Origin of the sequence: Granulosicoccus antarcticus IMCC3135 (assembly GCF_002215215.1) — a bacterium.
Classification (GTDB): domain Bacteria; phylum Pseudomonadota; class Gammaproteobacteria; order Granulosicoccales; family Granulosicoccaceae; genus Granulosicoccus; species Granulosicoccus antarcticus.
Map to the genome: position 1 here is coordinate 7,131,802 of NZ_CP018632.1, position 13,780 is coordinate 7,145,581.

Annotated in this window: 10 protein-coding genes; 6 read left to right on the plus strand and 4 right to left on the minus strand. The window is 51.1% G+C overall.

Going from position 1 to position 13,780, the window contains the following annotated elements:
• The first annotated feature begins 219 nt into the window (after nt 1–219).
• From IMCC3135_RS30965 to IMCC3135_RS30990, 6 genes are all read left to right on the plus strand, one after another.
• A complete protein-coding gene (locus tag IMCC3135_RS30965) occupies nt 220–1,581 on the plus strand; it encodes a M16 family metallopeptidase (protein ID WP_088921107.1) in 1,362 nt (453 codons plus the stop codon).
• 203 nt (nt 1,582–1,784) lie between these two features.
• Nucleotides 1,785–3,926 (plus strand): putative bifunctional diguanylate cyclase/phosphodiesterase, encoded by a 2,142-nt coding sequence (locus IMCC3135_RS30970; protein WP_088921108.1) that lies wholly within the window; start codon nt 1,785–1,787, stop codon nt 3,924–3,926.
• Nucleotides 3,927–4,206: 280 nt separating this feature from the next.
• Nucleotides 4,207–5,160, plus strand: coding sequence for a hypothetical protein (locus IMCC3135_RS30975; RefSeq protein WP_088921109.1), 954 nt, complete (start codon nt 4,207–4,209; stop codon nt 5,158–5,160).
• 216 nt (nt 5,161–5,376) lie between these two features.
• A complete protein-coding gene (locus IMCC3135_RS30980; protein ID WP_169727550.1) occupies nt 5,377–7,227 on the plus strand; it encodes a methyl-accepting chemotaxis protein in 1,851 nt (616 codons plus the stop codon).
• 99 nt (nt 7,228–7,326) lie between these two features.
• The gene (locus tag IMCC3135_RS30985) at nt 7,327–9,687 is read left to right on the plus strand and encodes a methyl-accepting chemotaxis protein (RefSeq protein ID WP_088921111.1); all 2,361 of its coding nucleotides are present in this window, start codon (nt 7,327–7,329) and stop codon (nt 9,685–9,687) included.
• A gap of 96 nt (nt 9,688–9,783) precedes the next feature.
• Nucleotides 9,784–10,305, plus strand: a complete 522-nt coding sequence (locus IMCC3135_RS30990) for a M48 family metallopeptidase (RefSeq protein WP_088921112.1) — start codon at nt 9,784–9,786, stop codon at nt 10,303–10,305.
• 25 nt (nt 10,306–10,330) lie between these two features.
• On the opposite strand, the gene IMCC3135_RS30995 is transcribed toward IMCC3135_RS30990, so the two are convergent.
• The 4 genes from IMCC3135_RS30995 to IMCC3135_RS31010 form a co-directional block, all read right to left on the minus strand.
• Nucleotides 10,331–10,594, minus strand: a complete 264-nt coding sequence (locus tag IMCC3135_RS30995) for a hypothetical protein (RefSeq protein WP_088921113.1) — start codon at nt 10,592–10,594, stop codon at nt 10,331–10,333.
• A 101-nt stretch (nt 10,595–10,695) separates the two neighbouring features.
• Nucleotides 10,696–11,976: a sensor histidine kinase gene (locus IMCC3135_RS31000; protein ID WP_088921114.1), complete on the minus strand. Its 1,281-nt coding sequence runs from the start codon at nt 11,974–11,976 to the stop codon at nt 10,696–10,698.
• Complete coding sequence (locus IMCC3135_RS31005; protein ID WP_088921115.1) at nt 11,973–12,629, minus strand: response regulator transcription factor; 657 nt, start codon at nt 12,627–12,629, stop codon at nt 11,973–11,975. Before IMCC3135_RS31005 ends, IMCC3135_RS31000 begins: the two co-directional genes overlap by 4 nt.
• A gap of 206 nt (nt 12,630–12,835) precedes the next feature.
• A complete protein-coding gene (locus tag IMCC3135_RS31010; RefSeq protein ID WP_088921116.1) occupies nt 12,836–13,699 on the minus strand; it encodes a phytanoyl-CoA dioxygenase family protein in 864 nt (287 codons plus the stop codon).
• Nucleotides 13,700–13,780 lie beyond the last annotated feature (81 nt).

The following is a 13,780-nucleotide window of genomic DNA, read 5'->3' on the forward strand; positions in this document are numbered from 1 at the left end:
AAATTCGACGCAGCACCAATCTGCCTTCAATCGTGTAGTTTCTTCAATAACTGCACTATGCCTCAATAGACATCTCAACAAGCGTGTCGAGACCGATTCCCAGAACAGAGAAAATACAATAATGTACCTTACCCCTGCTTTACTACCATGGTATTTTCCTCTCTCGGTTTTCACTCTCTACTGAGCTTTGAGGTGAGGGAACAATAATGGAGAAAGTCTTTGATTCGTAATATAGGTATATTTCTGGCTATATTTTTCCTGTGCTCTGCTCATGCTCATGCCTCGTCTATCAGTGATGAGGTAAGCGACAGTGGATTGGCATATTCGCTTGTAAAGATGCCAGACAACCCGCGCGTATCAGTGCAGATTGCATGGCCCAGTCATTGGGCATTCGACGAGAAACTCAATCAGGCCGTTCCCTATATTGGAGCGCAATTACTGCTATCCGGAGGTGCCGGGGACTATTCAGCCGGTGAAGCCCTGGAACGTTTTGAGGGTATGAATTCAGAAGGCCACTTGATGCCAACGACTGACTACCTGTTCGGAACTCTGAACTTCTCTCCGGAACACCAGGATGAAATGCTCAAGATCGTCAATGCGCATTTGCGAAACCCCGCACTGGATGAACGCTGGCTTGAGCGTGCTCGTGGCCAATTTGCCTCTCATATCAAAGAAATACGATTAAACGCAGACACAAAAGGGTTTGAAGCTATGCGTTGGGCGGTGTTTGGCGAACAGCCCATACGTACGGCAATTTCATTGGATGAACCCAATATGATAGAAGAGGTAACACAGGATGAAGTTGCCACTTGGGCTAAATCCGCATTCAACCGCAATGGTGTTTCAATCGTTGTTGCAGGTGACCTGGATACGGAAATGGCAAATACCATTGTAGATGCATTGTTTAAAGACATTCCTGAGGGAGAGCAGCTCAGCGAGGTAGCCGTAGCTACCGACTTTTCACCAAAACGCATACTGATGCATGTCCCTGATGCCAAAGCAAGCACCCTGACTTTCATTGGCAAACTACCGCCTTCGCGAGAAGGATCAGAGCTCGAAGATATCCTGTTGGCAACATCCTTGGGTAATGGTCCACAGAGTGTCTTGTTTGAAGCCGTCAGTACCAAGCTACAAGCCCGTTATGGCTATGGAGCTGGCATAGTCAGCTTTACACGAGATACCAGGCTTCTTGTCTTGTCCGGACCGATGGAAGCCAGCAAAATCAACGAAGCAGAACAAGTCATACGCCAGGCCTACACTGAATTCCGTGCAGATGGCCCGAGTGGAGACCTTCAACAGCTCAAGCAGCCTTTAAAGGAAAACCTGACGGTATCCCAGGAAGATGCAAGTTCTATGTCTTATGCCGTTTTGATGGCAAAGCTTGACGAACGAGATATCGCTAAAGGGTTTTCTCTGCAGGAAGAACTCGAAGCGGTATCAGAGAAAAGCCTGAAACAACGATTGACTTCTTCATTTCCCACTGCAGACGATTTTATCGTTGTGGTCAGCTCTCCAGACGCAAGTGTTCTGAAAGATGCCTGTGTGATCACGGAACAGAGGCAGGCCATGAATTGCAAGTGAGCATTCAGGGAGTTACAAACAATGGAAATGAGAGGTCTTCACCTAAAGATTCAGGCTAAATAATACGCAGCGGCGGTCGTTAACTGAGTTACACGACATTCAACATCGAGATAAGTCTTGTTGCCTGTAGCCAGTCTCCCGTGACGAAATATCTGACGAGCCATAAGAGGCACCTGCTTCAGGAATATCTGGCCAGGTTTTCTGTGCGTACGCAAATCATCGCGATGTGCGGTCTGTTCGTTGTGGTTGTCTCTCTGGTTACCTGGATGGTTGTATCCAGGAGTCAGGAGCAGGTCATTCAGTTCGAAGCATTGAAATTGGCTGAGGTGGTTGCCAATCAAGCTGCTGTCGCTCGATCTGCCTATTCCCGCCTGGCCGTCACCAAGTTGAAGCGTGATGGATTCGGCGCGTCTGAATTTTCGGATGACTTAGCGGGGCATATACCTTTACCGGCACAGTTTCTGAAGGAACTCTCCCGTAGCAGCCTTCAGGATACCGATGGTCTCTTCCGCTTCAGACCAATCAGCAAATGGAACCTGGCGCCAGAACAAGGCATTACAGACAGTTTCCAGGAGTGGGCCTGGTCACAGCTTGAGTCCCAGAATGTGGGAGAAAAAGGTGCGCTGGTAGACTGGAAGCCTGTCTGGCAGATCAAAGATTCCAATGGCGCTCGGACACTGCGATATCTGAGTGCTGACCCTGCGGCATCAGCCTCCTGTGTGAACTGTCACAACCAACTGGAGAAACGCCCGGACATCATTGCTCGTCGCATTGCCGATGGTGTAGAGCCAGGCCATCAATGGTCGTTGAATGAGCTACTGGGTGCCATCGAGATTACGATACCCCTGGATCGTGTTGTGTCGCTGGCCAAGGAACAGACGCGTGACGGACTTCTAATTGTGGCAGGTATCAGCACGATTGGTGTCTTCGGCGTCTTTCTGATCGTCTTTTTCGATTCTGCCAGTACCTACGCATCAACTGAAAAACTGTCATTTCAAGCGAACCATGATTCATTGACTGGATTACCCAACCGACTTGCTCTCGAGACCTTGCTTAACAAATCAACGTCAGAAAGCAACAGCCCGGCAATCAGCGTTAACCTACTGTTTCTTGACCTGGATAATTTCAAACAAATCAATGACACGCTAGGGCATGAATCAGGGGATCAAGTTCTGTGTATGGCTGCGGCAAGAATTGCCGAATCAATTCCGGCAGATGGGTTTGTAGCAAGACTGGGCGGTGACGAATTCGCAGTAGTGCTTCATGACAAAAGCGCACAGTTTGTCGAGCGAGTCGCCAGGGATATCGCTCACTCAATTGACCAGACGTACAAGGTAGATAACTACAAGCTGGCTATTGGCGTAAGCATAGGCGCCGCTATATACCCGGTGAATGCCACGACTACCTATGAATTGATACGCTGCGCTGATGTTGCCATGTATACAGCGAAAAATGGCAAATTGACATACGCCAACTACGACCCCAAACTTGACAAGAACGCCCTGTCACAACTTGTCATGAAGGAAGAACTCAGAGAAGCCATTGCCAGCGGCAAACTGGATATCCATTATCAGCCAAAATACTCGCTAATTGACGGGAAAATGACAGGATTGGAAGCCCTTGCCAGATGGACAAGCCCCTCGGCAGGATTCGTACCACCAGATGTATTCATTCCATTGGCAGAGCGCGTCGGCTTGATCGATGAATTAACTGCCTTGGTTTTAAAAGGCGCCACTCAGCAATGCCAGAGCTGGCGCAAAATGGGCTATGAACTCAGCATATCTGTGAACCTGTCAGCCATCAACCTCCACGATGGAACACTTGTCCAGCTCATACAGCATACCCTCGCCGATACCGGTCTGCCGCCATCAGCATTGATACTGGAGGTCACCGAAGGCGCGGTCATGGAGAACGCCTCGCAAGCTTGTGAAGTGCTGTCTGAAGTCCGTGCTCTGGGAGTCAGGTTTTCTGTCGATGATTACGGTGCAGGGTATAGTTCTCTTTCCTACCTGAACCGGCTTCCCATCAGTGAGTTGAAACTTGACCGTGCATTTATCAAGGATGTCTGTACCAGCAAGAAGGATGCGGTCATAGTCGCCGCGACACTTGAGCTGGCACGAAACCTGGGACTTGTCATGGTTGCCGAAGGTGTGGAGGATGCCGCATCGCTGGACTTTCTGACGTCAATACGCTGTGATCAGGTTCAGGGCTACTTTCTGTGCCGTCCACTGCCAGCCCTGGAACTTGAACGCAGATTGCCATTCATTTTTCGCTTCAATCCCGTTCCCACAGGGAGCGCTGCAAATGATAGTGAATCAATGTCTTCACACCGCAGAGCGGCTTGAGCTCTTCTGCCTCGCTCGGCTCCCCATTACAAGTACCGACGCTCTGAATACACGCCAGTTGATTCGAGTCTGTCTTGAATTCGATGGACGCCAGCGGACAGCAACTGTATCGTCAGTACAGCGACTGATCCAGGGGCATTGCCAAAATGAACGATTAACGGCAAAAGGCACTCTTCTATGAGGGCACATCCAGCTTTTCTGTACTTTCAGGACGTGCTTGTTCAGTAGAACGCCAGATTCTGCCGCCTCAATGGTCCACCCCCTATCAGGAGTACTGTCCATGATTGCACGTATCATTGCCGCTGCCGTGCTTTGCGCCAGTACCAGCGTCTCCAGTCTGTACGCCCAGGAAGCCTCATTCAGCACCGGTCTGGCCAGTCAGATCAAACCCGGATTGATAGATTGCGGCCCTGGCTCTCGGCTCAGTGCGGTCGGTGAAATCAGATCCAACGAGAATACGATGAGGACGGTTCCGGCTGCGACAAACTTTGAATCAGCACCCAAAGCATCTGACCTGTTCAACGAATGTGGTGGCACTCGACTATTGTCGATCTCGCAACTCGACCTTCAGAGCGTGCCTGTGCTGGACGCCGGCGGTGTTGAAGAATTCGTGATGTATCTCTTTGCAGATAATTACTTCGAGCTCTATATCAATGGTCAGTTACTTGCGGTTGACCCGGTTCCGTTCACACCGCTCAACTCCAGCGTGGTTCGCTTCAAGGCTGATCGTCCGCTTACAATCGCTGTCATGGCAGTCGACTGGGAAGAGAATCTTGGCCTGGGCTCAGAGAACGATGGTGACAAGGCCTTCCAGCCCGGCAATGGCGGCTTTGTCGCTCACCTGCAAGACTTGGCAAAAAACACTGTCACGATCACAAACAGGCGCTGGCGTGCACAGACCTTCTACACCTCGCCTTTGCAAAATCGTGATTGCCTGGTCGCATCTCGTCAAATCCGACGGAGTACCCCCTGCGATGACAGAGGAGTCGACAACGCGGACGGCTTCTCTGCTGCATACTGGGATTTGCCACTCGATTGGATGATGCCCTCTTTCGACGACCGAAGCTGGCCTTCAGCATCGAGTTACTCCAACAAGGCTGTAGGTGTTGAGAGCAAGAAAGCATTCACTAACTTCCGCGATGTGTTCGATACTGAAGGGGCGGATGCTGACTTCATCTGGACCTCAAACCTGATTCTGGACAATCTGGTTATTCTGCGCAAAACCGTAGAGTAAGGGATCGTTGCAGGCACCAGTCCCACCTGTAACAGCAGATCTCTGGAAAAGAAGGCACCTCACAGTTTTTACTCTGTAACTGTAATTCACCGCTAAAGCATCAGCATTGTCGCCCCTTGGCCGATCAATAACAATGGTTATGGCGGTTGATGGAATACGTGCATGGTAAAGTGGGGTTTAGGCACACGAATTCAGCTCGTGTTGCTGGCTTGCACAATGGCAGTACTAGTGCTGGTTGGCATGCAAGTCGATGGCGCAAGAAAATCCAACATCAAGGCTGTCGGAATCCTGGCTGAAGTTCAGGCGACCCAACTATCACTGCGCGATGTTCAGACAGGCGTTGAGCAGTTGGCACGAGAAGGTAGAGAGGTGCTGCTTAGAGATAATGACGCCAGCGCTGAAAACTTTCGTGCCGCATTCCAGTCGCACAAAGAATTGCTCCAGGTCAAGACTCAAGATCTGCAAAGTCGCTCCCTGGAGCCGTCCATGAGCAATGAATTGCAACGAACGCTTGATTCGATTGCACAGCTAACAGACAAGTATGAGACTGCCATGCAAGCTCTCTTGTCCGGCAGCAGTGGCGACCCGATTCGGTTGTTGCGTAATGTTGGTGAGACAAGCCGCACTACCGTCACCATGATTGATGGCATCGTGAATGACTATTCACGACAACTCAAGGAGTTGCAGCTGCGGCAAGAATCGATAACCAACAAGAAAAATCGTCTGTTTGCCTTTACGGTCGTTCTGATACTACTTGGCGTATCAACAATTTTGTGGGCTTTCATACGATGGCATCTGATCAAGCCTCTGAAAACGCTGCTGGATGTAGCCATCAGACTAAGCGAGGATGAAGTCGACATTTCAATCCAGCATTCGGAGCGCACCGACGAGTTGGGCCTTCTGGCCAGAGCATTGAAAATATTCAAGCGTAATCGCATCTCGGAGCTGGAGCTTCTACACGCTAACGAACAGAATACAGTGCAGCGAGAGCAGCGTATCAAGGAGGAATTCGAGGACCGTCGTCATGCTGGAGAAAACGAGCTGCGTGAACGAGAGAAACAGCAAGCCATGCAGCGAGCAGATGAGTCTGCTGCCAGCGAACAACTGTTACAGCTGCGAATCGATCGTCTATCCATGGGGGTCAGCGCGGCGGCAGGCGGAGACCTGTCCTACCTGGCGAAGAACCCATGTGAGAATCTGCATTTGAATGATGCACTGGCGCATATGACCCTGGAACTGGAAAGCCTCTTCTCACAGTTCGGTCAGGACTTCGGCAGAATCAAGCTGGATGCGCAGAACGTCAACCTTTCAGCACTCCAGCTCGAAGAATTAGGCAAGTCTATCGATGAGGGTGCCAACCTGAACAACACCCAGACTCTGCAAGTCCTCCAGGGGGCTCAAACGGTTCGTGACGTACTGCTGGAAGTATCGCAGAGTGTCGATCGGATGGAGACAGGCATAAGAGGCATATCTGACAATGCCTCGCAGGCATCCAGCGTAGCCTCGCAAGCAGTCGAACTTGCCAGAAGTACAGATGGCACTATGCGGACCCTGTCGGAATCTTCACAGGATATTGGCAAGGTCATAAAATTGATTACCTCGGTCGCTGAGCAGACTAATCTGCTGGCACTCAACGCCACCATAGAAGCCGCCCGTGCAGGTGACGCCGGTAAAGGCTTTGCGGTCGTGGCCAATGAGGTCAAGGAACTGGCCAAGGAGACCAACAAGGCGACAGATGAGATTCAGGCTCGTATCGCCGCCATCAGAAAGGATACTGACCAGGCGGTTGAAGCTATTGGCAGTATCAACGAGATCGTCTCAGAGATCGATGGCCTGCAGACCAGTATTTCAGAATCAGTAAAGGTGCAATCTGATACAGCGCATCGCATAACAACACTGGTGGGTAATGCAACCGGTGATAACCAGAGCGTCACGACCATACTGGACGAGGTGGTTGAGCGGCAGCACAGTACACAACAAGCGGCAGCCAAAGTACGGCAATCATCGGAAGAGCTGCGCAGCAGTGCCGAAGGCAACGTCAAACTGACAGCGCGGTATCGGATATAGGAACAATACTCAGGCGCAGCGTATGCCACGCACATTCAGCATTCGCCGATCGCCCAGACCTATGCTTTCGAACTCCAGAACCCGTATTTTCTTGAAACCATGAATACACTCAAGCTGGGTATCAAACCAAAACTGCTCATCGCCTTTGGCCTGATACTGACAACAACGCTCGTTGCAAGCACCATTGCCTTGTATGCATTTACACGGTTTTCGGACGCGATAGCGGAGATCAACCAGGAAAGCGTCCCTCTCATGGTTGAAGCCATAGAGCGCACACAAATGGGCATAGGGATCAGTATAAAACTGCCAGAGCTGACCGACTCGAAAACTCTGCAAGAGGCCAGGACGCACTACGAGAGTCTGAGCATGAGCATCAAGGATGTCAGCCAACTGGTTATCGATAGTGCTATCACCCGTGGGGAGCCTACTGACTCGCTTGCAATGACAAACAAGCTCAAATCGATTGCTCAGTTCCAGTCCGATGTCACAGCACTCTATGAGGCAGTTGAGATTGAACTGACGAATGAACTCGACGTTGAACGATCCATGAAGTTGTTAGACGAGGAACTGCAATCCGTCAATGATGCGTTAATGGCCGCTGTCGATACCACTTCCGGTAATTATGAGATATTGACTGAAAAAGTCTTGAATCATGACGCCGAGCCTATTAACTCACTGACGCAACTGCATATGAGCACTACGCTCATGATGAAAGAAAGCGTAGCAAGACTTATCCATTTACTGCAGTTAAGAGCCGAACTCAATACTGTAAGTGGCATTCTCCACCATGTTGTACAGGCTTCAGATATTAATGAAATTCAACCTCAGATAGATGGCTACCTCGCCTCACTTGCTCAAATTACCATCGATATGAAATTTATCGGTGCGGATGAGAAAGACAGATATATAGCGAATGGCATTAATCGCATACTGGAACTGGCAGCGATTGACACCGGCATTTTCGACCAGAAGCGCAAAGCACTGGCCGCCTACGAACACGTTCAGGAAATGGAAGATAAACGGAAGACAAACCAGCAGGTTTTTCTCTCAAAACTAACGGAAAAGGTTCGCATCAGCGCCGCTGAGGTAGACGATGCCGGCGATGGCGTCATTTCATTGATAAGCAGCAGCCGAGCCCAACTGCTCATCGTATTCCTTCTAAGCATTCTCATCACCGCGCTTATTTTCTGGCTGCTGATTTCCAAGAACATCCTTGCCCGCTTGTTAGATACCATAACGGCTCTGCGTTCAGTGGCTGATGGCAACTACGATGTTTCAGTCAACTGCACCGGTAGCGATGAGCTGACCGACCTGGCCCATACCGTGGAAGTGTTCAGACACAATGCCCTTGAAGCCCGAACGATGCAGGAAGAACGCGCACAACTGGCAGAAAAACAGCAAGAGCAAGAACTCAGGGAAACCGAACGCGAACGCAGGTCTCGCGAAGATGAGTCGATTCGGCACAAGGCGGAACAAGCTCAGGCTGCACGAGAGAAAGACACTGCGGATCTGCTTCAACAGCGCGTTGATCAGTTACTGGCAGCCGTCAGTGCAGCGGCAGAAGGAAATCTTTCCTACCCGATAGATACCCATGGCGATGATCTGGCAGGCCAGATGGCCAGAGCCCTGGAAACGCTGTTTGCAGACGTGCGAAACAGCATGCGCAGCATCAATGACAACGCATCACAACTGACCCGGGCCTCGGCAAGCATGACCACGCTGTCAGTCGATATGAATCGCATGGCGTCATCCAACACCGAAAGCGCGTTGGAGGCCTCGGCACTGACATCAGATGTCGGACTGAGCGTGGATAGCGTGGCCGGGGCGACCGAAGAAATGAGCTCATCCATTGAGAAAATTGCGCGTAATACCAAAGAGGCTGAGACGGTGGCAGCCGAAGCTGTCAATCTGGCCAAGACCACTGATTGCACGGTCCGGAAGCTTGCCGAAAGCAGTATCAGCATCGGTCACGTGATCAAAGTCATCAATACCATTGCCGAACAGACCAACCTGCTCGCCTTGAACGCAACCATTGAAGCGGCGCGTGCCGGTGAGGCCGGCAAGGGATTTGCGGTTGTCGCAACCGAGGTGAAAGAACTGGCAAAAGAGACTGCCCGTGCTACCGAACAGATTGAATCACGCATCAGCGATATTCAGTCTGATACGGACTCCGCCGTGGCCGCCATCGAATCCATCGGATTGATCATCGACAAAATCAGCTCGATACAATCATCAATTACTGTGGCTGTATCCGAACAATTCAATGTGACTCAGGATATCAACCGATCAATTCTGCAAACAGCCGACGGTGGTCAGGCAATAGCCTCACTCATCGAAGGTGTTGCCACCAAGGCGAAGATGAACCAACAGGCCTCCGATCATGTCAGCATGGCTGCAGAGGAGCTATCGGACATGGCAGCTCAGCTTCAGGGGCTGGTGCGTCGCTATGCAACTGATTAGGACAAGTATTCTGCTCTGGTAGAAAACAAGGAATTCATTCCACGAGTCGCGGTTGTTCAAACGACTAATCTGGGATACGCTGAACAAGTTTTCACCATGAACAGACAATCTCCAGAAGATGTAAATATACGTACTATTGCCCACTACCCTGCGGCCATTGTTCAGCAAGTCAGAAACCTGATCAGTGAAGGTCGCCTGAGAGAGTACCTGCGAACCAAATATCCGGAACGGCACCAATACAATAGTGACGACACACTCTACAGTTTCACTCTGGAGCTCAAAGATCGCTACCTGAAGCGAAGCAAACCTCTAAGTAAAGCCCGTTATGATGATCACCTGGATACTGTTAAAAACGCACTAGGCACTCATACTCGTATCAGCCGCACTCACGGTGGCAAGCTTAAAAGCAAGAACGAGATTCATATAGCCTCCGTTTTCAAGAACACCCCTGCTGAGTTCCTGCGCATGATAGTGGTCCACGAACTCGCCCACTTCAAAGAACAGGACCACAACAAAGCCTTCTATCAACTCTGCTGTCACATGGATTCCGACTACCATCAGCTGGAACTTGATGTTCGCTTGTACTTGTTATTGCTGGACTCTGGGCAAAGTTTGTAGCCTGATCTCCGGCAGTTTGCAGCGATTACGATTCCGCCTTTACGACATCACTGTACTCTTCAGCGTCTACTCTGGTTTCAACACGTCTCTTACGCTTTCCAGCCAATGCGCCATACACCATCATCACCAGCGCGCCAAACAAGGCAGCTCCTGCCAGAAACACACTCGCCACAAGGCTGGCACCGATCAGGGCTACAGCAACAATGCCTCCAGCCACTTTGGCGCCCAAAGGCATTTCACTCCAGAATTTGTCCGCGTTGGTTTCCATATTGATCGTTGTGTAAGTCATTTTTTTTTCCTGTTCAGATTAGTGATTGATTTTTCCGGAAAGGCATGCCCTTCCGACACCCACTAATCTACGCCTGGAAAATTAGGCAAGAATTAGGAAAGCTACGATGCGTTCGCCACCCTGTGCTGACGATACTCATACCTGAGCCCTCGCCCTTCCAGATTCTCGACAATCAACACACCACCAGACCTGAGAGCTACCTGCTTTGCGATCGCCAAACCAAGACCGTTGCCTTCATTACCTGCCCGTGAGCCTCGATCGAAGGGTTCGAATACAGACTTCAGAGCAGCAGGGTCTATACCCGGACCAGTGTCATCGATGCGAAACACCATCTCCTCGCCTTCGGCAAACAAACTGACATTGATCTGCCCATCTACCGGGATATAACGAATGGCATTACTCAAGCCATTACGAAATATCTTCGACAAGCCATAATCCAGATCTGCGACTCTGATATTTTCAATGCGTAGCACCCCCAGATCAACCGATCGCTCTATTGCCAATGGGTAGACACTGGCGATGAGCTCACGCAATAGCACGTCGGCCTCCACCACTTGAGTATGGGTCTGATAGTTAAACTGCAGCCGGGCCAGATCAAGCAACTGGGTGACCAACGATTCCAGACGCTTCAGGCCCTGTCGCATCAACATCTGGTTTTCTTGTGTCTCATCGCGACACACGCTATCGGCCAGCAGGTTCAAGCCGGCAACCGGGGTACGCATTTCATGAGCGGCATCGGCAATGAACCTCTGTTGTCTTTGAATATCATTGCGGGTACGGCTCAGCAAACGATTGATCGCCCGGGTAAAGGGCAATATTTCCTCTGCAATGCCGGCATCGGAAAGTGGCTCAAGAGACAGGGATTCGCGCGAATCAATCTCTGCTGCCAGTTTGCGTACGGGTTTCAAACCACGCGCCAGAACCCAACGCGCAATCAGAAAAAATCCGATTGCCAGTACTACAACAGGTAACAAGGCGTACAACGCATTATTGCCTGCCAGTTCTGCTCTTAGCTCGGTTTGCTGAGCCACGGCATAAGGCACAGCGCCATCCATTGGCCTTACCACAAGGACACGCCAGAAATTACCTCGTGCCTCAATGTCATGAAAACCTGGCTTCAACTTCTCGGAGAGTCTGAGAAAACCGCGCTTGCCCAGTGCTTGTACCAGCACTTGCTCATCATGCCGTTCGCGACTCCAGAAGTTATCGTATCGTTCGCCATCCGGAACCCAACGAGCGACCTCTAGCAGCATGGAGTCCTGCATATCCTCCGCGCTAAGGTAGGCCAGACCCGCAGACAGCAATCCTCCAACAACGGCACAGGCCAGACTGGCAGCAAAGAGCCAACGATTGAGCTCACGCTGCAGCGAGCCTCGCCTCATTTTTCCACCATCCAGCCCAGGCCGCGTATGTTCCTGATCGCCTGTTTGCCAAGCTTTTTGCGTAGGCCATGAATCACGACCTCAAGAGCATTGCTCGCAACCTCTTCGCCTTGACTGTACACATGGGATTCCAGCTGTTCACGTGAAAACACCTGACCGGGTCGGTACATCATGGCTTGCAACAAGGCCATTTCACGAGCCGACAGGGAGACATCGCCAAACTCTCCTCTGGCGGATGCCGCGGCGGGATCAAGCTGTAGATTCGCTGTCACCAGCTGTGGGCTGCCTGATCCCACGTGTCGACGAGCAACAGCTCGCAGACGTGCCTGCAACTCACCCAGTGAAAAGGGTTTGACCAGATAGTCATCAGCTCCCAGATCCAGGCCCTGGATGCGATCCTGCTCGCCATCACGAGCTGTGATGATGATGACCGGTATATCCTTGCCACGCTCTCGCATTTGCCTTAGAACCGATGTGCCATCCATTCCCGGAAGGCCGAGGTCCAACAGGACCGCATCGAAAGTATCACCCTCGAGCGCGGGCATGACAGCCTTGCCATCCTTGACCCACTGACACGTATGGTTAGCCTCGAGCAAGGATTGCGAAACCCCATGACCAATCAACGGATCATCTTCAACCAGCAAAATGCGCACAGTGCTTCCCAGCTAATCCTGCAATTCAAAGACAGCCCGTGTTACCACGGGCTGAGCTGTTGATCAGGGCTGCAACACCAGCGACCCTTTCTCGTTCACAGGCAAGGTTACCTACTTGTGCCGACCATGGCCACGATTTCCGCCCGGCTCGCTGTCAAGAAGCTCACCACTGCGGTGTCATAAACAGGCAACCAAGACACCTTTCATCAAGCAACCTTATGCTTATCCTGCTGATCAAAGAAGGAGGCTGTCGTAGGCTTTTGAGGCAACTTCATTTCAAACTGTTTTGACCTGACCGAGTTGGTTCGCTCGCCGCGTACCAACATCCCTTCATGTTCAGTCGGCATCGGGTTTGCCGCATACGGCACAGCATCTTCGGCTGAATACACACAGATAAACAGGTTTCTGGAATTGCTTGACATATTGGGTGCCGAACCATGCAGCAAACGTGTGTGCATCAGGCAAACCGAACCTGCAGGACCAATACATCGGATTGCTTTTGATTGGCACTTTTCGGCTAGTTCATTATCTACCGAACCGGTAAACACGCCATCGTGCCAGAGATCGTGGATAGGGCCTGTGTGAGATCCCGGTATGACTTCAAGGGGTCCATTCTCTTCGGTGACCTCATCAACCATCAGCAGTGCCGTGATCAGATCATCGTTGGAGTGTGGCGTAAACGGAAAATCCTGATGCCATTTGACAGCCGTTGTGCCACCCGGCAACTTGGCGTTGATTTTCGAATGATGAAATTTTACGTTCGGGCCGATCAAGCCTGCAATCGCATCAGTCATTCCACTGTCAGCCATGGCATCGAAATAGGCAGCAGACACCTCAATAGGAGCATTCACCCGACGTAGACCGGGTTTCTCGGCTGTGTGTCCTGGCTCGACATCATAGCGGGGACGACCATCGAGAGTGTCGCCATAGGGCTCGGTGTGCTCCCGACTCTCCTCCACCCAGCCGGCGAAAGACTCTTTCATGGCCTGCAGGCTTTCCTGGCTAACCACGTTTTCAACCAGCAGATATCCATCTTTCCAGAACTGCTCTTTCTGTTGTTCGTTCAGCATGTGTTGCTCCGTTGAATGGGATGTGAGGGCGCTTGCTTCTGTGTCGACAGTAGCAATGCAGTAAGATAGTTTCAAATTGTT

Excerpts from the sequence above, each read along its gene's own strand:
- IMCC3135_RS30975 (WP_088921109.1), top strand. The coding sequence starts at position 4,207 with ATGATTGCACGTATCATTGCCGCTGCCGTGCTTTGCGCCAGTACCAGC.
- IMCC3135_RS30980 (WP_169727550.1), top strand. The coding sequence starts at position 5,377 with ATGGCAGTACTAGTGCTGGTTGGCATGCAAGTCGATGGCGCAAGAAAA.
- IMCC3135_RS30985 (WP_088921111.1), top strand. The coding sequence starts at position 7,327 with ATGAATACACTCAAGCTGGGTATCAAACCAAAACTGCTCATCGCCTTT.
- IMCC3135_RS30990 (WP_088921112.1), top strand. The coding sequence starts at position 9,784 with ATGAACAGACAATCTCCAGAAGATGTAAATATACGTACTATTGCCCAC.
- IMCC3135_RS30995 (WP_088921113.1), bottom strand. The coding sequence starts at position 10,594 with ATGACTTACACAACGATCAATATGGAAACCAACGCGGACAAATTCTGG.
- IMCC3135_RS31000 (WP_088921114.1), bottom strand. The coding sequence starts at position 11,976 with ATGAGGCGAGGCTCGCTGCAGCGTGAGCTCAATCGTTGGCTCTTTGCT.
- IMCC3135_RS31010 (WP_088921116.1), bottom strand. The coding sequence starts at position 13,699 with ATGCTGAACGAACAACAGAAAGAGCAGTTCTGGAAAGATGGATATCTG.